The sequence below is a fragment of the Rhodoferax sp. genome (assembly GCF_028714215.1).
Lineage (GTDB): Bacteria > Pseudomonadota > Gammaproteobacteria > Burkholderiales > Burkholderiaceae_C > Rhodoferax.
Genome location: NZ_JAQTMS010000051.1, coordinates 15,778 through 36,465 on the forward strand (window position 1 = coordinate 15,778; position 20,688 = coordinate 36,465).

Genomic DNA, 20,688 nt, shown 5'->3' on the forward strand with positions numbered 1-20,688 from the left:
ACAGCCGCTAAAGGAACAGAACTCAAGGTCTGTGCCTCAAACATATAGAGTTATCCATGTCCCCCAATCTGCACCCCATGATCAATGTGGCCGTCAAGGCCGCCCGCACCGCCGGTTCCATCATCAACCGCGCCGCACTGGACGTCGAGGCGGTTCGCATCTCGCAAAAACAGGTCAATGACTTCGTCACCGAAGTCGATCACGCCGCCGAGCAGGCGATCATCGAGACGCTGCTGGGTGCCTACCCCGGCCACGCCATCTGGGCCGAGGAATCGGGACCGGAACATGGCGCCCAGGACTCCGAGTTTGTCTGGATCATCGATCCGCTGGACGGCACCACCAACTTCATCCACGGCCTGCCGATCTACTGCGTCAGCATTGCGCTGGCGGTCAAGGGCAAGATCGAACAAGCCGTCATTTACGACCCCAGCCGCAACGACCTCTTTACCGCTACCAAGGGGCGTGGTGCCTACCTGAACGACCGCCGCATCCGCGTCTCCAAACGCATCCGCCTTCAGGAGTGCCTGATTTCCACCGGCTTCCCGTTCCGTCCGACCGATGATTTCAACAGCTACCTGCGCATGATGGGCGATGTCATGCAGCGTACCGCCGGCCTGCGCCGCCCGGGCGCCGCGGCGCTCGATCTGGCCTACGTCGCGGCCGGTTTCACCGACGGCTTTTTCGAGACCGGACTGCAACCCTGGGACGTGGCGGCAGGCTCCTTGCTGGTCACCGAAGCCGGCGGCCTGATGGGCAATTTCACGGGCGAGCCCGACTTCCTGGAGCAACATGAATGCCTGGCCGGCAGCCCTCGCGTGTACGGCCAATTGGTCAGCATTCTGGGCAAATACAGCAAGTTTGCCAACGTTGCGGAGAAAGCCGCGGCGCAGCAGGCGGTGGCCGAACTGGCTGCGGACCAAGGCGTTTTGGCAAACGCCAACGGCCTGGGCTGAACCGCCGCCGGTGGCCCGGCAATCAGGCCACTGACGGCGTTCAGTCGGCGTAGATGCCGGCTTTGCGGATCACCGGACCCCATTTGGCGATCTCCGCCTCCAACTGGCTCTTCAGGCCGGCCGGCGTCACCTTGTCCATGGGCGCGATGTCGGAACTCAGGTCCGCCATGCGCTGCTTCACCACCGGGTCCTGCAGCGCGGCCCGCAAGGCCACGTTGATTTTTTCCAGCACCGGTTGCGGCGTGCCCTTGGGCGCATAAATCCCGTGCCAGACCTTGACTTCAAAACCTTTCAAACCCTGCTCGTCCAGCGTCGGCACATTGGGTAAAACACTCAGGCGCTTGAGCGAGGTCACACCGTAAACCTTGACCCGGCCGTCCTTGATCATGGGCACCGTTGTGGTGGTCTGATCGCACAGCAGATCCACCTGGCCGCCCAATAAATCGTTCATGGCCGGCCCGGTGCCCTTGTACGGAATGGTGTTGAGTTCGACCCCGATCTGGCTCATGAACAGCAGACCGCACAGGTGCGACACCGCCCCCAGCCCGGCGTTGGCGAGTGAAATCTTGTCCTTGTGAGCCCGCACATAAGCTTCCAGTTCCTTGAAGTTGGCGGCCGGAAAGTCCTTGCGCGCCAGCAAGGTCATGGGCACATCGACCACCTGGCCTATGTATTCAAAGTCCTTCAAGGGATCGAACGACAGCTTCTTGTACAAAGCCGGTGCCGTGGACATGCCCAGGTGGTGAATGAACAGCGTGTAGCCGTTGGGCGTCGCACGGGCCACGCGGGCACCGGCGATGGTGCCGCCGGCACCCACCGTGTTTTCTATCAGCACCGTCTGACCCAGCGACTTGCCCATGGGAACTGCAATCAGACGGGCCACCAGATCGGTCGGTCCGCCGGCCGCGAACGGCACCACCAGCGTCACCGGTTTTTCCGGCCAGGCGGTCTGGCTGAGAACCGGCGAATTCGCGCCCAGGCCCAGCGCCGCCAGGGCTGCCATCAGCAGGGTTTTGAACTTCAGTTTCATCGGGTCTTCCTCGCAATAAGTTGGGTTATCGATACTGCTCCGACGTGCCTACAGCCGTCCTGCATCGGGTCTGATTTTGCGCACGAATGGAACAACCTGTAACCGGAAAAACCCTGCCCGGCCTACCGATCCGGCTGAACGACCCCGACTCCGTCCGCCGCGGTCCGACGGCTCTGCACCAGCGTGCGCCGGGCCAGTCGCAACACCGGCGCATCGACCATGCGGCCATCCAGGCTGAAGACGCCACCGCCGGCCGCTTCGAACGCCGCCAGCACGCGCTGCGCCCACTCCAGCTCAGCAGCACTGGGCGCAAAGGCCGCATTCACGCTGGCCACCTGCGTCGGGTGGATGCACAGCTTGGCAGCAAAACCAGCGCGCCGGCTGCGTGCCGTGTCGAACTGCAATTGAAGCGGGTCCTTGATGTTGGCCGTGACACCATCGATGGCCGGCGCCAGACCGGCGCGCCGTGCCGCCATCACCAGCGCCAGACGCACTGGCAGCAGTTCGGCTTCATCGGCTGCGCAGGCCAGTCCCAGGTCGGCCTGAAAATCAAGGTTGCCAAAGGCCAGCCGCAGCACCTGCGGCGCATTGGCCAGCGCGTCCACGGCGTCCAGGCCGGCCAGCGATTCCACCAGCGGCAGCAGCGCGCAGCCTGGCCCCAGACGCTGCGCCAATTGCTGCAATACGACGGCCGACTCCGCCTTGGGCAGCATGACGGCGCACAAGCCCTGTCCGACCAGCGACTGGAGCAGGTTCAGGTCCTCTTCAAACCAGGGCGTGCCGGCGGCGTTGATGCGCAGCACCACCCGCGTTTTGTCGCTGCTGGTGAAACCAGCAAACGCAGTCGCCAACTGCTGACGGGCGGCCAACTTTTCACTCGGTGCCACCGCGTCTTCCAGGTCGATGATGACGGCGTCGGCGCCGCAACTCAGCGCCTTGGCGAAACGCTCGGGACGATTCGCCGGCACGAACAGAAACGAGCGTGCCGCGACCAGTGCACTGAACCCGCCACTCATGACGCAGGCTCCAGCAATGTCCCGACCCGTGGCCAGCCGGCCACCTGCCACAGCGCGTTCACGGCCGCCTGCATCTCGGGGGCCGTCGCAGCGCCGCTGAAGGCGGCCAGACGCAGCGCCTTGGCCTCTATTTCAGCGCGGCTGAGGGTGTTACCGGGGTCGCCCTTGGGCTCATCGACACGCCCTTGCAGCACGCGACCATCGGTGGTGTAAACCGTCACCTTGCCGATCCAGCGTTGCGGATAAGCGGCGTCCACTTCGGCGTCGAGCTGCATTTGAACCCGGTCACGCAGCGCCACGGTGACCGGATCCTGAAAATGCTGTGCAAACTCCGCCAAGCCGGCCTGCCCAAAGCGCGCCACCAGCGCCAGCACCGTGCCCATGGAAAACTTGCTCTGATGCACCGTTGTGGGCCTCTGCACCGGTCCCAGCACATCGATGGCACCCTGGTGCACATGCGCGACCACCCGGGCCAAATCCTCCTCCTGCAAACGGTGGGTCTGCATGACTTGCAACAAGGCATCGGCCGCCGGGTGCGTGTGGCGACAACAGGCGTGGTATTTGAAGGACGTCTCCAGGGTGGCCCAGCGGGTACCCAGGCCTTCCGTCAACTTGGCCGGATCGGCGTCGCTGGACATGCCGGCCGCCATGCCCTGGGGCCCTTCCAGGATTTGCGCAGCACCGGTAAAACCGTCCTGCGCCAGGTAGGCGGCCATCAAACCGGCCGCCGCCGCGTGGGCCGTGTGCAGCTGCTTGCTGTCGGCGCCGCTGCGCAGAAACTCCCACAAACCGGCCGCCTGCGTGCCGGCCGAGCCGAAGGCATGCTGCATCTGCGCGGCGTTCAGCGCCAGCAGATGACCGACCGCCGCGGCTGCCGCCAGCGTGCCGGCGGTGCCGGTGGTATGAAACACCTTGTAGTGCGAGCGGCCGAGGAATTCGCCGACCCGGATACCCACTTCATAGCCCGCCACCGAAGCCGTCAGCAACTGCGCGCCACTGGCACCGATCGCCTGGGCCACCGCCAGCGCCGCCGGGAACACCACCGTGGCCGGGTGAAAGACGGAACCGTTGTGCACATCGTCCTGCTCCGCCACATGCGAGGCGGCGGCGTTGGCCATGGCCGCCAGGTACGGGCTGCTGCGGGCACGCTGGAGAATCACCTCCGACGCTCCGGCCGGCGGCGTGTCGCAGCCCGGCACGGCTTGCGGCCCCATGGCCAGGGCAAAGCGCGTGATGCTGTCCACCGGGCGAGCACCGTGGCCGGCCAGCACCGAGCCAAACCAGTCGACCAGAAGCTCTTCCGCCTTGCGCAGCACCGGCGCGGGAACGGCGTCAAAGCGCAGGTTGGAGGCGAACGCGGCGAGTTGGGCAGTGGGCGATTTCATTTCAATTTCCTTCCGCGTCAAGGGGTCAAACAGCCCCGGCAGCGCGCAGGGCCGCAATGGCGTCGTCGCCCTGCCCCAGCTCGCGCAGAATGGCCTCGGTATGCTGGCCCACCGCCGGCACCGGGTCCATGCGGTAGTCGAAGGCGTTGCTGCGGCCCGGCGGCAGCAGGGCCGGAATGTCACCCGCCGGCGAGCCCACCGTTTGCCAGCGCTGGCGTGCCTGCAACTGCGGGTGCGCCCACAAGTCGGCCATGTCGTTCATGTGGGCGTTGGCGATCTGCGCCTGCTCCAGCCGCGCCATCACCTGCTCCGTGCTGCACTTGGCGAACGCAGCCAGGATGATGGTCTGGAGCGCTTCACGGTGTTGGTTGCGACTGGCGTTGTTGGCAAAACGCGCATCGGTGGCGAGCGCCGCGTCCTGCAACACCAGCTCGCAAAAAACCTTCCATTCGCGCTCGTTCTGCAAGCCCAGCATCAGCGTGCCGCCGTCGCCCGCCGCGAACGGGCCGTAGGGGTAGATGCTGGCGTGCGAAGCCGCGCTGCGCGGTGGTGGAGGCGCGCCCTCGAACGCGTAGTACATCGGGTAGCCCATCCACTCGGCCAGCGACTCCAGCATGGAGACGTCGATATGACTGCCCTGCCCGGTCTTGCCGCGCAGCAACAGGGCCGACAGGATGCTGCTGTAGGCGTACATGGCGGCCGCGATGTCGGCCACCGAGTTGCCGGCCTTGCTGGGTGCCTCCGGCGTGCCGGTAACCGACAAAAAGCCGGCCTCGCTCTGGATCAGCAAGTCGTAGGCTTTCCTGTCGCGGTAAGGACCGTCCTCGCCATAGCCCGAAATGTCGCAGACGATCAGCCGTGGGTGGTCTTGCTTCAACGCATCGAAAGAAAGTCCCATGCGCGCCGCCGCACCGGGCGCCAGGTTTTGCACCAGCACATCGGCCTTGCCCAGCAACTGCATCAGCAGCGCCAGCGCCGCCGGCTGTTTCAGGTCCAGCGTCAGACTCTCCTTGGAACGGTTGGTCCAGACGAAATGCGAGGCCTGCCCTTTGACCCGCGTGTCGTAAGCACGCGCAAAGTCGCCGACGCCGGGACGCTCCACCTTGATCACCCGCGCCCCCAGATCGGCCAGCTGGCGCGTGCAGAACGGCGCGGCGATGGCGTGTTCCAGGGAGATGACGGTGAGGCCGTCAAGGGGTCTTTGTTTCATTCAAATTTACTTTTTGAAAAACTGTTCATCCCATCCGTCCTGCAAGCCGGGTCTCGCCCCGGCAGGCGAGGTACTTTTCTTTGCTTCGCCAAAGAAAAGTACCCAAAAGAAAGGCGAGCCGACGTCAGGGCCGCTGCGCGGTTCCTTGCGCTGCTCGCAGCCAGCGGGGTCTGTCGCGAACTCGCTTCGCTCAAACATGCGCCAGCCCTTAACCCGCTGACTGCTGCGCTGCTCAGCCCTGCCTCAACGGCGTGGGGGAGATGTCCAACTTCGACGCAGTGGCATTGCGGCGGCGCGGTGGGTTGCATCGCTTCGCTCGCAACGGCGGTATTGGCTTTGTTTCCGCCGTTATGAGGAGGCGAGTAGCGCAGGGACGGGCGGATCAGGGGCGCAGATGTTTGAGCCCGCAGGGCGAGTTTCTGCGCACCCCGCCCGGCCCGAGCAACGCAGCGTACCGGCGCAAAGCGCCGGGCGACGAATCCGGCTCGCCTTTTCTTTGGTGACTTTCTTTTGGCGAAGCAAAAGAAAGTTACTGCGCTGTCGGGCGCACATCCCGACGACCCCCGGTGGGAGACCCGGCCTATCGCGCAATCAAAAAACAAACCAGGCATCAAAACGACCTCGGCAACCCGAGAATATGTTCGGCCACATAGGAATAAATCATGTTGGTCGAAATCGGCGCCACCTGGTACAGCCGGGTCTCGCGAAACTTGCGCTCGACGTCGTATTCATTGGCAAAACCGAAGCCGCCGTGGAACTGGATGCAGGCGTTGGCGGCTTCCCAACTGGCTTTCGCCGCCAGGTACTTGGCCATGTTGGCCTGGGCGCCGCAGGGCTGGCCGGCGTCGAACAAGCGGCACGCCTCCCAGCGCATCAGGTCGGCCGCCGCTACTTCGATGTAAGCGTCGGCAATCGGAAACTGCACGCCCTGGTTCTGGCCGATAGCGCGACCGAACACCACCCGTTCGTTGACGTATTTGGTGACACGGTCCAGGAACCAGTAGCCGTCGCCAATGCATTCGGCGGCGATCAGGGTGCGTTCGGCGTTCAGTCCGTCCAGGATGTACTTGAAGCCTTGACCTTCCTCGCCGATCAGGTTTTCCTGCGGGATCTCCAGGTTCTCGAAGAACAGTTCGTTGGTCTCGTGGTTCACCATGTTGGGAATCGGCCGCACCGTCATGCCCGATCTTTCGGCCTGGCGCAAGTCGACCAGGAAGATCGACATGCCTTCGGACTTCTTCTTCACCTCGGCCAGCGGCGTGGTGCGCGCCAGCAGGATCATCCAGTCGGAATGCTGCACGCGCGAGATCCAGACTTTCTGCCCGTTGACCACATAGCGGTCGCCGCTCTTGACGGCCATGGTCTTGATTTTGGTGGTGTCGGTGCCGGTGCTGGGCTCGGTCACACCCATGGACTGCAAACGCCATTCGCCGCTGGCGATTTTGGGCAGGTACAGCTCTTTCTGCGCCCTGGAGCCGTGGCGCAACAAGGTGCCCATGTTGTACATCTGGCCGTGGCAGGCGCCCGAGTTGCCGCCGCTGCGGTTGATCTCTTCCATGATGACCGAGGCCTCTGCCAGGCCCAGGCCGGAGCCGCCATATTCAGCCGGGATCAGCGCCGCCAGCCAGCCGGCCCGGGTCAGCGCGTCAACAAAGGCTTCCGGGTAGCCGCGCTGCGCATCGATCGTGCGGTGGTATTCGTCGGGGAAACCGGCGCACAGGGCACGCACGGCGTCGCGGATCTCCTGGTACTGGTCGGGGGTGGTTTTGATCATGGTCTTTGTCGGTCTTTGGCTGGCCGGCCACTCAGGCGATTTCCGCCCTGCCCTGCATGGTGAGCCAGCCTTCATGGTCTTGGGCCCACAGCCGCACGCTCTTGCCATCGCTTGAAGCCTGGCCCATGAGCCGGAACGGATGCAGATCGAAAGTCGGCCGCAGCGCCTTGAAGTCGAACGACTTGACGAAGGCCTGCGGCGCATGGCGCCGCAACAGATCGACCAGCAGTGTGGCGATCAAGGGGCCGTGGACAATCAGGCCCGGGTAGCCCTCGACCTCGGTCACATACTTGCGGTCGTAGTGGATGCGGTGGCCGTTGAAGGTCAGCGCCGAGTAGCGAAACAGCAGCACATCGTCGGGCACAATCTCGCGCTGCCAGGCAGCACTCTGCTCAGCGGCGATCGGCATCGGCATCGGCACCGGGTCGCCGGCCTGGCCGAGAGGCGACGGGCCGCCCCTAGCCGCGAGAGCCCCCTCGGGGGGCAGCGAGGACACGCCAGTGCCGAGCGTGGGGGCCTGTGCAGCGCGATAGACGATGTCGTGCTCTTCCGTCAGGGCCAGGCCCTTGGCGTTATGAACCTCATGCTTCACCAGGACGAACAGCAGATCACCGCTGCGCCCGGCCTTGTGCGTGACCGATTCGATGCGTGAGATGCGCCGCACCGCATCACCCAGACGCAGCGGATTTTCGGGCAGCCATTTCAGCCGACCACCGGCCCACATGCGTCGCGGCAACGGCACCGGCGGCAGGAAGCCGCCGCGTTTGGCGTGACCGTCGGGTCCGATCTCGCTCTGGCGCGGCCGCGGCAAAAAATACAGCCAGTGCCACAAGGGCGGCAACACGGTAACTCCCGGCAGCGGCAAGGCGTCGTCGCGGTCCAGCGTGGCCGACAACGCCCGCAGCGGCGCGGCCGTGATGTCGTCGCTGAGGGTTTCGGTCCTGCCAACCCAAGTTTGCAGGTGGGCCAGCGTGGCGGTGCTCAAGGTTCGGGTGTCGTCGTTCAGGGCAGAACTGCACATGTTGTCGTCTCCACAAGGCTACAGGGTCGCGGGAGCGGCGCCAACCCTGGCCTGAAGAGCGCAGGGCGTGCGCCGGGACGCCGCCGGCCGGGTCGGCCCGCCAACTGACGGGCGCTACAAAATCCGGTCCAGCGCGCTGGCCAGCTGGGCTACCGTGCGGTCCACGTTATGCCATTTGTCGAGCCCGAACAGGCCGACCCGAAAAGTCGTGAAGTCGGCCGGTTCGTCGCATTGCAGCGGCACGCCGGCGGCCGTCTGCAGGCCTTCGGCCAGAAACTTGCGGCTGGACTGGATTTCGGGGTCTTCGGTGTAGCTCACCACCACCCCCGGCGCCTTGAAACCCTCAGCCGCCACACTGACGAAACCGCGACGCTCGAACAGGGCTCGCACCCTGGCGCCCAGCTCCATCTGCTCGGCGCGCACCTTGTCGAAGCCGTAGGCCTGGGTCTCTTTCATTACCTCGCACAGCTTGGTGAGCGCATCGGTGGGCATGGTGGCGTGGTAGGCATGACCACCGCCCTCATAGCTCTCCATGATCTGCAGCCACTTCTTCAGATCGCAGGCAAAACTGCTGCTGGTCGTGCCGTCGATGGCGGCGCGGGCACGCTGGCCCAGCATCACCATGGCGCAGCAGGGCGAACCGCTCCAGCCTTTTTGCGGCGCGCTGACCAGGATGTCGACGCCGATGTCGACCATGTTCACCCACATCGCCCCTGAGGCAATGCAGTCCAGCACAAACAGGCCGCCCACCTCGTGCACGGCCGCCGCCACGGCGCGCAGGTAGTCGTCGGGCAGCATCATGCCGCTGGAGGTTTCCACGTGCGGCGCAAACACCAGATCGGGTTTTTTCTGGCGGATCGCGGCCACCACTTCGTCAATCGGTGCCGGCACCCAGGGCGCCTGCTTGGCAGTACCGACCGGGCGCGCCTTCAGCACCGTCGATTCGGCGGCAATGCGGCCCATGTCCAGAATCTGCGTCCAGCGGTAACTGAACCAGCCGTTGCGCAGGATCAGCACCTTTTTATCGGTCGCGAACTGGCGGCACACCGCCTCCATGCCAAAAGTGCCGCTGCCCGGCACGATCACCGCCGAGCGGGCGTGGTACACCGATTTCAGAATACCGGAGATGTCCTTCATCACGCTCTGAAAACTTTTCGACATATGATTGAGCGAGCGGTCGGTATAAACCACCGAGAATTCGAGCAAGCCGTCGGGATCGACGTGGGGCAGAAGGCCGGGCATGGGAGGCTCCTTTACAAGTTGAAATCGGGTGTCGGTCGCCGCACGCGCCGACCAGTCCTGCCAGCATAGCACGCGGCCATCGGGGAAAATCCAGCCATCAACCCGAATGCCAATCGGTCACCGGCGCCAGCGTCATTGCCCCCAGGTGGCGAACATGGCCAGCACCACAGCGGCCATGCTGGCGGCCCCCAGCCAGCCCAGCAACTGCAGGCGCCGCGAGATGACAAAGCGGCCCATGATGTCGGAGCGCACCGCCATCAACATCATCACCACCATGACCGGGACCGAGATCACGCCATTGATGACGGCGCTCCAGAACAGCGCCTTGATCGGGTCGATGGCCGTGAAATTGAGTGCCACGCCAAGCACCGTCGCGACCACCACAATGGCGTAAAAACCGCGTGCCTGCATGAACTGCAAACCCAGTCCCATGCGCCACTTGAACGATTCGGCGACCGCATAAGCGGCTGAGCCGGCAAGAATCGGCACCGCCAGCAAGCCGGTGCCGACGATGCCGGCACAAAACAGCATGAAGGCAAAATCCCCGGCCAGCGGGCGCAGCGCCTGCGCCGCCTGCGCCGAAGTCTGGATGTCGGTGACGCCGTGCAAATGCAGGGTCACAGCAGCCGTCAGCATGATGAAAAATGCCACGATGTTGGAAAACGCCATGCCAAGGTAGGTATCGACCTTGATGCGTTGCAATTCGGCCGTTGCCTGTTTGGGCGCCTTGGTCAACGGCCGCTCGCCGGGCGTGGCCCGTTGCTCTTCGACTTCCTGCGAGGCTTGCCAGAAAAAGAGATACGGACTGATGGTGGTGCCGAACACCGCCACCACCGCCACCACGTAATCCGGTTTCAGCGACAGCGCCGGCAACAAGGTCTGGTAGAGCACCTGATCCCACGGAATCCTGACCACGAACACGGTCGCCACATAGGCCAGCAGCGCCATCGTCAGAGCCTTCAACAGCGGTGCATAGCGCGGAAAAGGCACCAGCACCTGCAACACCAGCGACAGCACGCCAAAGCCGATCGCGTACCAGTGCGCCGAGCCGCCAATGAGCAGTTGCAGCGCCGCTCCCATGGCGCCGATATCGGCCGCAATGTTGATGGTGTTGGCGACCAGCAGCAAGCCGACAACGGCGTACAGCAACCAGGGCGGGTAGTGCTTGCGGATGTTGGCGGCGAGTCCGTAACCGGTGACGCGCCCGATCCGGGCGCTGACGGTCTGGATGCCTATCATCAATGGCAGGGTGAAGAAGGCGGTCCAAAGAATGCTGTAGCCAAAGGCCGCGCCAACCTGCGAGTAAGTGGCAATGCCGCTGGGATCGTCGTCCGCGGCGCCGCTGATCAACCCCGGCCCCAGCCGTGCCCACAAGGACTTCTTGTGGACCGGCGCAGTGCCTGGCTGGGGCGCACCAGGCAGTTTCATCCGCTAGGAACGGGGCTCGCCCGCCTGGTTCACGGTGATGGTCGGTCCGGGAGGCGTCGTCATCTGGACATTATGCTGCACACCGCGGAATTCGTAGGTCACGTCCCAAAACTCGGGCTGGGCCTGCGACGGCACGCTGGCGCAACGCTGCACCTCTTGCGTTTGAACTTGTTGCGCGTTGCTGTCGCGCCCGGCATTGGCACCCAGCGCCGCCCCGGCCATGACGCCGCCGACGGTAGCCAGGTCCTTGCCGCTGCCGCCGCCGATCTGATGCCCCAGAATACCGCCTAGCAGTGCTCCGGCCAGTGCGCCGGGGACGTTCACGTCACCGCGCTGCGGCACTTGCTCGCGTTCCAGCCAGCAGCGCTGCTGCGGTGGCCCGACCACGGCGCGCACGGAAATGACTTTCGCCTCATAAAGCCGCTCATTGTTGCGTCGCCGGTTGTCGTACACCGGAGCCGGGGGCGGCGCATAGCGCTGGTCATCGATGCGCGCTTTTTGACTCACGCTGCGCACCGACGAAACACGGTCGTTCAGGCCCATGGCGGCCAGCGAAGCATAGCGGCCCGGACGCAGCACCACGCAGCGGCCGGCAAAGCGGACCTCCTCGCAAACCTCCCAGCGCTCGCGCAGCACCACGACCGAGGAGGCACGGTCGTTGAAGCCATAGCGATTCAGGTCGCCTATCCTTTTCTCGGCGGTAAAAGAGCGCCCCTGAAAATTGTCATGTTCGTAGAAAATGACCTGTGCCATGAGCTGAGAGGAAATAGCCAGCGCGGCCAACGCCAGCAGGTTTCTGAAAATTGCATTCATTGACATCTCCAAGTAAAAATTTGTGCTCACCCAAGCCCGCATCCAAACCCGGGGCGCCAATCAAGTGTCGGTTGCCCGCCACGGCATGAACAGCGGACGGCTCCACCTGCCGCGGTAGTCAATGTCCTACATCTGCCGCTTGACGGGCGGCCATTGCGCCACGGCGCGCCAACCGTGTAGGAATCGTCTGACAATCTGGCGCGCTAGCCGGCGCTAGATTTGCCGCGACTTATGATGCATATTGGAGTCAAGCTTTGTTTTCTGCCACCGTCACACCGGCTCCCCGGGCGGCACGGTGCGGCACTGAACAGGGCTTGGAGACAAGGCAAAATGCAGCGTTTAAGCCTAAATGGACGCCAAGGAAGAAGCACAGTTTCATGCAGTCACTCAAAACCTATATCGTCGAGGACAACCCCCTCATTCGTGAAAGCCTGATAGCCACGCTGGAAGAACTGCTGCCGCTTCAAGTGATGGGCACGGCCGAGGATGAAGCCGCGGCGGTGCAGTGGTTGACGCAGCCCGGCAACGAGGCGGATCTGGTGATCGTCGACATCTTTCTGAAGGCCGGTTCGGGCCTGGGCGTGCTCAAGGCGGCAGCCGAGATGGCGCCGCAGTTCGGGCTGGTGGTGCTGAGCAACTACGCCACCCCGGACATGCGCCGGCGCTGCCTGGAACTGGGCGCGCACCGGGTATTCGACAAGTCCAACGAGATCGATGCGCTGATCCACTACTGCAGTGAACTGGCGGTGGGCCAGGCCGATATCGGCAAGCAGCGCGCGCTGTTCTGAGGGGCTTATTGAATCAAGCCGTTTTTCAACGCGTAATAAGTCAGGTCGCTGTTGGATTCGAGTTTCATTTTTTCCATCACCCGGGTGCGGTAGGTGCTGACCGTCTTGACGCTGAGCGACATGCCTTGGGCCATATGGCCGATCGCCTCGCCCTTGGCCAGGCGCAGAAACACCTGCAACTCGCGTTCCGACAGGTTTTCATGAAGCGGCTTGTCGCCCTCGGCGCCCAAGCCCTCGGCCAGACGTTCGGCAACGCCCGTGGTGATGTACTTGCGCCCGCGGCACACGGTGCGGATCGCCCGGACGATTTCTTCCGGGTCGCATTCCTTGTTCAAGTAGCCGCTGGCGCCTTGGCGCAGCAAGGTGGTGGCGTAATGCTCTTCCGGAAAACTGCTCAGGATCAGCACCGGCAAGTCGGGTGCGCGCGCCTTGATGGCAGCCAGCGCCTCGACACCGCTGAAGTCCGGCATCGAGATATCCATCACAATCACGTCAAGCTCGCCCTTGCGCACGATGTCGATCGCCTGGCGCCCGCTGGCCGCTTCGGCAACAACGACAAAGTCGATCTGGTCGGAAAAAAAATGTCGCAGCCCGGCGCGCAGCATCGGGTGGTCGTCAACAATGGCAATTCGAATCATGGTGTGTGGCGGTGCTCCATGCGGCGGAGTCGCACATTTGGAGAATAGGCCAACGGTGAGTATTCTAATGGTCATGAAACACATCCGACTCGTCTTCGTGCTGGCCTGCCTGGCGGCGCTGGCAACCATGTTCATCAGCGAAAGCTCGTATTGGCGCTCGCTCAGCACGCACGAGGAACTGGGGGCCACCGGGGCCGCGCGCATGAACATCAGCGAGTTGCAGCTCAGTATCCTGACGGCCATGACCGCGCAACGCGGCTATCTGCTGACCGGTAGCCAGGAGTATCTCCAGCCCTACCAGCAGGCACTGGAGAAAGTCAGTGAATCTTTCCGTGCGCTGGACCGGTACTACGCCGAAAAGCCCGAGCACCGGGAAGTGCTGGCCAAATTGCATGCCGCGGTCGACCTCGAGCTGGCGGAACTCGCAACCACCATGCGCTTGCGCGATGACGGCCAGCTTGAGGCCGTCAAGACACTCATTTTGAGCAACGTCAAAGAGGAGGAGGTTGTCGAACTGCGCCGGCTCGGCGACCAACTGCTGGAACATGAGATGTTCAACATGGTGGAAAGCCGCGACAGCATGTACCACACGCTGCTGTGGCATCGCTTGGGCGTGGCGCTGTTCAGTGCCGCCAATTTGCTGGCCCTGTTCATCTACATGCGCCAGACCGGCACTTTCGAGAGAAAGCAGGAAGAGCTGCGGCGCATGGTGCAAGCCGACCGCGACCGGCTGGAAAGCAAGGTCAAACAACGCACGCTGGAGCTGACCGAGCTGACGCATCACCTGCAAACGGCGCGCGAGGACGAGCGCAGCCGGCTGGCGCGCAACCTGCACGATGACCTGGGTGCGCTGCTCACCTTGGCCAAGCTCGACGCCGCCCGCGTCAAGTCGCGGCTGGCCGGCGCGCCCCCCGAGACACTGGAGCTGCTGGCCCACCTGGTCGAAACCCTCAACAGCAGCATTGCACTGGGACGCAACATCATCGAAAACCTGAGGCCGTCGGCCCTGGGCAACCTGGGATTGGTGGCGGCGCTTGAAATTCTGGCGCGCGAGTTCGCGGAACACTCGGGCATCGATGTTCAATGCTCGCTGGAACCGGTCGAGCTGGAGGCGACGGCCGAATTGATGGTCTACCGCCTGGTTCAGGAAGCCATCACCAACATTGTCAAATACGCCCAGGCCAGCCATGTCCGGGTGCACCTGGGCACACACGACGGCCAGGTCGTGGTCTCGGTTCGCGACGATGGCGTCGGCTTCGACACCACCGTGCAAGCGCGCTCCGCGTACGGGCTGCTGGGCATGCGTTTTCGCATCCAGGCCCACGGCGGGACCATGACGCTACAGTCGACGCCGGGACAAGGCACCCTGATTCAGGCCACGCTGCCGCCGGCGCTGCCAACCAAGCCGCCGGACGTCGACCTGCCCTAGCCGCCTGCCGCGCTGGGCACGCGGGATGCTAGGTCATAGCCGTCCCATCAGCAGCAAGATCACAACGATCAGCACGATCAATCCCAGCCCTCCGCTGGGTCCGTAACCCCAGCCCCGGCTGTGCGGCCAAGTCGGAATGACGCCGATCAGCATCAGAATCAAAACCAGCAACAAAATGGTACCCAGGCTCATGGTCTTCCCCTTGAAGTAATGCGTGAATAGAAGCCGGAACGACCAAGCTGGTCGGACTCCGAACAGCCGCAGCTTAGGGAACCGCGGAGGCAACTTCTGTGCGTTGTCCAACACAGCCGGAAATTGTTGCGCCGTGGATGGACAACCTTCGCCGGTATGTGGGAAAGCGCACCGACCGCAGGCAGTTGCCTGGTTACGCTCACCACAGCTGTCGAAAGAGATGAGCTTGAGACAGCCCCCGCTGAGCCACGCTCAGTCCCGGCATGACCTGAACCATGGGAGTTATCACTATGTCGAAAAGAGACGCGTATATCGCCAAAATCAAACTTCAACTGGACCAGTTGAATGCAAAAATGAAGCAACTGGAGGCCAAGGCCAATGAGGTCAAGGCCGATGCGCAGGAGCAGTACAAGCAGGAAATGAACCTGCTGCGCCGCCAATCCAGGCTGGCCACGGCCAAACTGGAAGAACTGAAGGCCGCCACCGAAGCCACCTGGGAAAGCATGGTCGCCGAAATGGAAAAAGTCAGCGATGCCTTTACCCATGCCTTCCATTACTTCAGGTCGCAACTGTAAGGTTCCCCCTGAGTGCGTCAGCGCAGGGTTACCACTGGGCTCAAATCGGTGGGTGATCACGTTCTGCTGGCCATCGCTACCGGCGTCATCCTGTAACTGTTGCTGAATTATTGATTCCGAAATTCACGACACCGCTCTGGCCAAGCCTGCCTGATGCAGATTGCTTTCGCAAGTCAATAACTGAGGTCCATGCGCGTGTGGGTCGAGGGCGCTGCGGTGGGTAGCTCCGCGAATGTCCTCCGGCCTGCGGCCTCCCCCTTTATTTGGCAAAACCCCAAGTCCACGCTACGCCACCCACCCCAGCGCCCTCGGCGGCGAGCGTCGGTGGTTCGCGTTGCTCGCACACCAACCCTGGCTGAAAGATCAGGCTGGCGGGGCGCTCAGCGCAGGTAAAGGAGGAGCCCGCAGGGCGGGGGACACGGAGCTGAGTGCCCCGTCAGCCTGATCCACCCGGAACGCTGAACGGAGCCTGGCAGGGCACCCTTTCGGGAAAGATCCATGTGAAGACAAAAAAAGACCCGGCACGATGGCCGGGCCAAACCCCCTCGCGGGGGCCGCTCGATGAGAACCGGGCGGGCCTTGGAACTATTGGAGTCGTGCCGCCACGCCTGACTATTTGGTCACTTCGTGACCAATGGCACCGCCCACCGCCGCGCCGGCGCCGGTGCACAGAAGACCGCCGCCGCACAGCACGTTACCGGCAACACCGCCGATAACGGCACCGGTGGCAGTACCTTTTTCCTGGTGGGTCATGCCAGCACAACCGGCCAGGCCAACCAGCGACACCAGCACGGCGGCCGGCAAACAAACAAGAATGCGTTTAAGTTGTTTCATGAGAAATTTCTCCAAATGGACTTTAAGAAACAAGGCGTGGCGCGCAACTTGCGCCGTCACGGACGAAAACCAATTGTTTTCTCTTGCCAGGCCACGGTCTGTGCGTCGGCGTACACACGATGAAATACTTTCGCCCGGATCGAAACCATTGGGGCCTGGTACCCGTCTGTGTCCCAGCGCACAGACAGGTTCAGAATCTGCCGTGAACATCCAAAAAAACTTGAATGGGAGGAGACACGATGGTGAGTGAAGACGATATCCTGGACGCCCGCATCCTGATTGTTGACGACCAGCAAGCCAATGTGCAGTTGCTTGAGCAGTTGTTGCAAGAAGTCGGCTACCGGCAGGTGAGCTCCACCTTGGACCCGCAGGCGGTCTGCCCGCTGCATCGCGCCAACCGATACGACCTGATTCTGCTTGACCTGCAAATGCCCGGCATGGATGGCTTCGAGGTGATGGCGGGCCTGAAGGAAATTGAAAGTGATGGCTATGCGCCTATCCTTGCCATCACGGCTCAGCCAGACCACAAGCTCAGAGCCCTGGCCTCTGGCGCAAGGGATTTTGTAGCCAAGCCGTTCGATCTGCTTGAAGTCAAGACACGCATTCACAACCTGCTCCAGGTGCGCTTGCTGTACCGGCAGTTGGAACATTCCAACCGCGCGCTGGCGTCGCTGGCGCTGCATGATCCGCTTACCTGCCTGCCGAATCGACGCTTGCTGATGGACCGCCTGAAGCAGGCGATGCTGACCTCCGCCCGCACCGGCGAGCACGGTGCCCTGATCTTTCTGGACCTGGACAACTTCAAGCAACTCAACGACACGCTGGGTCACGACATGGGTGACCTCCTGCTGCAACAAGCGGCCGCGCGCCTGCAAGCCTGTCTGCGCGAGGGCGACAGCGTGGCCCGTCTGGGCGGCGACGAGTTTGTGATTCTGCTGGAGGCCCTGAGCGCGCACGACGCCGAGGCGGCCACGCAGGCCGAGTCGATTGCCAACAAGATTTTGCAATCCTTTGCGGCCGGCTTCCAGTTGCGCGGGCAAGCCTGTGACAGCACGGCCAGCGTTGGCATCGTGGTCTTCCTGGGGGCTCACGAGGACCAGAACGATCTGATCAACAAGGCCGACCTGGCCATGTACCAGGCCAAATCGGCAGGTCGCAATACAGCACGCTTTTTTGCACCCGCCGCACAAGCCCGCGAGGCGCTTGTGAAAGACATGCGCCGGGGTCTGGCGATGCAGGAGTTTGTCCTGTATTACCAGGTACAGGTCAATCGCCAAGGGGTGCCCACCGGCGCGGAAGCGCTGGTGCGTTGGAAGCACCCGCAAAGCGGCCTGCTGGCGCCGGCCCATTTCATCCCGCTGGCGGAAGAGTCAGGCATGATTCTGGCGTTGGGGCAGTGGGTGCTGCTGAGCGCCTGCGCTCAATTGACGCACTGGGCACAGCGCAGCGAAACGGCCCATTGGACCGTGGCCGTCAACCTGAGCGCGGTCCAGTTTGCACAACCCAACTTTGTCGCCCTGGTGGTCGGGGCGCTCCAGCAGACCGCCGCCAACCCGCGCCTGCTCAGGTTCGAAATGAGCGCCGGCATGCTGGCGCAAGACACGGAAAATGCCATTGCCAAGATGAATGCCGTCAAAGCCCACGGCGTCGGCTTTTCGCTGGGTGATGCCGGCATTGGCTACGCTTCGCTGTCCTACCTCAGGCGCTTGCCGCTGGACCAGCTCAAAATAGACCGCTCGTTTGTACGCGACATTGTGACCAACCCCAGCGACTCTGTTGTCGCCCGCACCATCCTGGAGCGACGCAGCAGCTTGCGGCTGAAAGTCATTGCCGAAGGCGTGGAGACCCCGCGGCAACGCGACTTCCTGGCCAGGATGGGCTGCGATGCCTTCCAGGGTTACCTGTTCGGACGCCCGGTCCCGGCCTGCGCACTGGTCGAACATCTTCTGCATTGATAGCGTGCCGCAAACCGGTATGTGCGCCATCGCACCGACATGGCAGGCCGCCTTGATTAAGCTGTGCCGATTCACACCAACCGGAGATATCGATGAATGCACTGTTGAGAAAAACCTTGGCTCTGGGCGCGCTGGCGATCGCCACGCAAGTGAGCGCGCAAGTCACTTTTTATGAGAATGACAACTTTCAGGGTCGCTCGTTTACCACCGAGCGGCAGGTCAACGACTTTGGCCGCAACGGCTTCAATGATCGCGCTTCCTCCGCCGTGGTGGTCGGCCAGCGTTGGGAAATCTGCGAAAACATCCGTTTCGGTGGCCGCTGCGTGGTGCTGCGTCCCGGGCGCTACGCTTCACTGGACATGATGAGCCTGAACGACCGGGTCTCCTCGACCCGGCCGGTGGCCCGCAATGCGCGCCTCGACGACACCCGCTACGCGCCCGCGCCGATGGCGCCGCAAATCATCTTTTACGAAGATGAAAACTTTGGCGGTCGAAGCCTGACCGCCGATCAGCCGCTAGACGACTTCGGCCGCTCCGGCTTCAACGACCGTGCCTCCTCCGTCGTGGTGTTTGGCGAGCGCTGGGAGATTTGCGCCGACAGTCGCTTCAGCGGCGAATGCATGATCTTGCAGCCGGGCCGCTATGCCTCGCTGGCCGCCATGGGCATGAATCGGAGGATTTCCTCCACCAGAATCGTGGCATGGAATGCGCGCGTCGACGAGAGTCGCTATGCACCGGCACCGGCGCCGGCTTACGACAACCGGCGCCGCAACGACGAACGCCTGTTCGAAGCCGATGTCACCTCGGTTCACGCCGTGCTGGGCACGCCGGGGCAGCACTGCTGGACCGAGCGTGAACAAGTGGTTCAAAACCAGAACCAGCCCAATATCGGTGGCGCGATTGCGGGCGCCCTGATTGGCGGCGTTCTGGGGCACCAGGTCGGCGGTGGCGCCGGCAAGGATCTGGCCACCGTGGGCGGTGCCGTCGCCGGCGCGGCGGTGGGCTCCAATGTCGGACGCAACAATGGCCAACAAGTCAGCACCCAGGATGTGCAGCGCTGCACCAACGAACCCAGCCAGGCCCGCCCCGCCTACTGGGATGTCACCTATAACTTCAGGGGCCAGGAGCACCGCGTGCAACTGACCAGCGCCCCGGGCCGCACCATCACCGTCAACGCCCAGGGTGAACCGCGCAACTAATACGTGGAAAAAGTAAAACCCGCCCCGGTCCAATGTGCGTCAGCGCACGGACAGCGGCGGGTTTTGACTTCAGGATGGTGCGTGGTTGCTCAATATTCATTTGCGAACCTTATTTCGACCTCGTTTGGCGCCGGCGTCAGGAAATCCGACTCCTTGGCCCAAGAAGAGCGTATAAGCAGGCACGGTGCTGTCGGCACCTGCGGCTCCGCACTCCGCCCAACCCAGTCGCGCAGTAACCGAGCTTGTTCATGATCACAATAGTCGCAGTCCCCCCAACCTTGAACAGCAGGCCGGCACGACGCCCGGTGCCGCCGATCCATTTCACCCTGGAACCCTGCCTTCGGCCGGGCCCGAGCGCGTCATGAAGGTCGCCCAAAAATTCGCCCTCTGGCTGGCCGGCGCTGCCCTGCTGGTGCTGCTGGGGGTAAGCGTCGCCTTTTTGTCTTTCCGACAGATCGGCGACTCGGCCGAGGCACGCAAACAAGCTTTCACGGCAGTGGGCGACGCGAACGAATTGCTGTCGTCATTGAAAGATGCCGAGACCGGGCAGCGCGGCTACTTATTGACCGGTGACGATACTTTTCTGAAACCCTATCTGGCGGTGCACGACCGCATCCGGGGCGAGCTGAAAGCCTTGCGTCAATTCAGCGCTGGCAGCGTCGGCCTGCAACACCTGGATGCACTGGCACCTCTGGTGGATGCCAAGCTGACGGAAATGTCACGTGCCATCGAGTTGCGCCGCAACCATGACATGGCCGGCGTGCTCTCGGCTGTCGGCAATGGCCAGGGCAAGCGCTTGATGGATTCGATTCGCAGCGAGATGGGCAGTTTCATCCAGATTGAGGAGCGTGCGCTGGCGCAGCGCGAAGCCGAGTTCCAGTCGGACATGCGCCGACTGCTGACCATCATCATCGTCGCCAGCGTGCTGGCGATGTTGTTTGCCCTGCTGCTGGTTTATTTTGTCCATCGCGCCACCCAGCAACGGCTGAAGAATCTGGTCCATCTGGAAACACGGCATCTGCTCGAAATTCAGGAGAACACGAATCGCCAATTGGAACAGAGCAATGGCACCCTGCGCGACAGCGAAGAAAAGCTCGCGGTAACGCTCAGTTCCATCGGCGACGCCGTGATCGCCACCGATGCCAGCGCCCGGGTGACGCTGCTCAATCGGGTCGCCGAACAGCTCACCGGCTGGACCCAGTTGGA

19 protein-coding genes are annotated in these 20,688 nt (G+C 63.1%); 7 read left to right on the plus strand and 12 right to left on the minus strand.

Annotated elements, in window-relative coordinates; translation table 11 throughout:
* Positions 1–56: 56 nt before the first annotated feature.
* Positions 57–953: an inositol monophosphatase family protein gene (locus PHS32_RS18990; protein WP_301080673.1), complete on the plus strand. Its 897-nt coding sequence runs from the start codon at positions 57–59 to the stop codon at positions 951–953.
* A 40-nt stretch (positions 954–993) separates the two neighbouring features.
* Here the strand turns inward: PHS32_RS18990 and PHS32_RS18995 are convergent, their stop codons facing one another.
* The 9 genes from PHS32_RS18995 to PHS32_RS19035 all read right to left on the minus strand — a co-directional run bounded on the left by PHS32_RS18995 (position 994) and on the right by PHS32_RS19035 (position 11,872).
* Positions 994–1,983, minus strand: a complete 990-nt coding sequence (locus tag PHS32_RS18995; protein ID WP_301080674.1) for a tripartite tricarboxylate transporter substrate binding protein BugD — start codon at positions 1,981–1,983, stop codon at positions 994–996.
* Positions 1,984–2,105: 122 nt separating this feature from the next.
* Positions 2,106–2,999, minus strand: coding sequence for a CoA ester lyase (locus PHS32_RS19000; protein WP_301080675.1), 894 nt, complete (start codon positions 2,997–2,999; stop codon positions 2,106–2,108).
* A complete protein-coding gene (locus PHS32_RS19005; RefSeq protein WP_301080676.1) occupies positions 2,996–4,384 on the minus strand; it encodes an MmgE/PrpD family protein in 1,389 nt (462 codons plus the stop codon). Before PHS32_RS19005 ends, PHS32_RS19000 begins: the two co-directional genes overlap by 4 nt.
* Before the next feature lie 25 nt (positions 4,385–4,409).
* Positions 4,410–5,594, minus strand: a complete 1,185-nt coding sequence (locus PHS32_RS19010; RefSeq protein WP_301080677.1) for a CaiB/BaiF CoA-transferase family protein — start codon at positions 5,592–5,594, stop codon at positions 4,410–4,412.
* Positions 5,595–6,204: 610 nt separating this feature from the next.
* Positions 6,205–7,368: an acyl-CoA dehydrogenase family protein gene (locus PHS32_RS19015; protein ID WP_301080678.1), complete on the minus strand. Its 1,164-nt coding sequence runs from the start codon at positions 7,366–7,368 to the stop codon at positions 6,205–6,207.
* A gap of 31 nt (positions 7,369–7,399) precedes the next feature.
* On the minus strand, positions 7,400–8,389 hold the full coding sequence (locus PHS32_RS19020) for a MaoC family dehydratase N-terminal domain-containing protein (protein WP_301080679.1): 990 nt from the start codon (positions 8,387–8,389) through the stop codon (positions 7,400–7,402).
* Positions 8,390–8,503: 114 nt separating this feature from the next.
* A complete protein-coding gene (locus PHS32_RS19025; RefSeq protein ID WP_301080680.1) occupies positions 8,504–9,631 on the minus strand; it encodes an aminotransferase class V-fold PLP-dependent enzyme in 1,128 nt (375 codons plus the stop codon).
* 132 nt (positions 9,632–9,763) lie between these two features.
* The gene (locus tag PHS32_RS19030) at positions 9,764–11,059 is read right to left on the minus strand and encodes an Nramp family divalent metal transporter (RefSeq protein ID WP_301080681.1); all 1,296 of its coding nucleotides are present in this window, start codon (positions 11,057–11,059) and stop codon (positions 9,764–9,766) included.
* 3 nt (positions 11,060–11,062) lie between these two features.
* A complete protein-coding gene (locus tag PHS32_RS19035; protein ID WP_301080682.1) occupies positions 11,063–11,872 on the minus strand; it encodes a beta/gamma crystallin-related protein in 810 nt (269 codons plus the stop codon).
* Positions 11,873–12,249: 377 nt separating this feature from the next.
* On the opposite strand from PHS32_RS19035, the gene PHS32_RS19040 reads away from it, so the two are divergent.
* A complete protein-coding gene (locus tag PHS32_RS19040; RefSeq protein WP_301080683.1) occupies positions 12,250–12,660 on the plus strand; it encodes a response regulator transcription factor in 411 nt (136 codons plus the stop codon).
* 5 nt (positions 12,661–12,665) lie between these two features.
* Here PHS32_RS19040 and PHS32_RS19045 read toward each other — a convergent pair whose 3' ends face one another.
* Positions 12,666–13,298: a response regulator transcription factor gene (locus tag PHS32_RS19045; protein WP_301080685.1), complete on the minus strand. Its 633-nt coding sequence runs from the start codon at positions 13,296–13,298 to the stop codon at positions 12,666–12,668.
* A 73-nt stretch (positions 13,299–13,371) separates the two neighbouring features.
* Here PHS32_RS19045 and PHS32_RS19050 point away from each other — a divergent pair, with 73 nt between their 5' ends.
* Entirely contained in the window at positions 13,372–14,727 is a 1,356-nt protein-coding gene (locus tag PHS32_RS19050) for a CHASE3 domain-containing protein (RefSeq protein WP_301080686.1), read from the plus strand.
* A gap of 33 nt (positions 14,728–14,760) precedes the next feature.
* On the opposite strand, the gene PHS32_RS19055 is transcribed toward PHS32_RS19050, so the two are convergent.
* Positions 14,761–14,919 (minus strand): DUF3309 family protein, encoded by a 159-nt coding sequence (locus PHS32_RS19055; protein ID WP_301080687.1) that lies wholly within the window; start codon positions 14,917–14,919, stop codon positions 14,761–14,763.
* Positions 14,920–15,209: 290 nt separating this feature from the next.
* On the opposite strand from PHS32_RS19055, the gene PHS32_RS19060 reads away from it, so the two are divergent.
* Positions 15,210–15,494, plus strand: coding sequence for a hypothetical protein (locus tag PHS32_RS19060; protein ID WP_301080688.1), 285 nt, complete (start codon positions 15,210–15,212; stop codon positions 15,492–15,494).
* A gap of 612 nt (positions 15,495–16,106) precedes the next feature.
* Here PHS32_RS19060 and PHS32_RS19065 read toward each other — a convergent pair.
* Positions 16,107–16,328 carry an osmotically-inducible lipoprotein B gene (locus PHS32_RS19065; RefSeq protein WP_301080689.1) on the minus strand — a complete coding sequence of 74 codons (222 nt, stop codon included), beginning with the start codon at positions 16,326–16,328 and terminating at the stop codon, positions 16,107–16,109.
* A 242-nt stretch (positions 16,329–16,570) separates the two neighbouring features.
* Between PHS32_RS19065 and PHS32_RS19070 the strand changes: the two genes are divergently transcribed.
* From PHS32_RS19070 to PHS32_RS19080, 3 genes are all read left to right on the plus strand, one after another.
* Entirely contained in the window at positions 16,571–18,283 is a 1,713-nt protein-coding gene (locus tag PHS32_RS19070; RefSeq protein ID WP_301080691.1) for an EAL domain-containing protein, read from the plus strand.
* Between the two features lie 92 nt (positions 18,284–18,375).
* A complete protein-coding gene (locus PHS32_RS19075) occupies positions 18,376–19,482 on the plus strand; it encodes a beta/gamma crystallin-related protein (RefSeq protein WP_301080693.1) in 1,107 nt (368 codons plus the stop codon).
* A gap of 361 nt (positions 19,483–19,843) precedes the next feature.
* A partial coding sequence (locus PHS32_RS19080; protein ID WP_301080694.1) for a CHASE3 domain-containing protein occupies positions 19,844–20,688 on the plus strand: 845 nt, incomplete at its 3' end.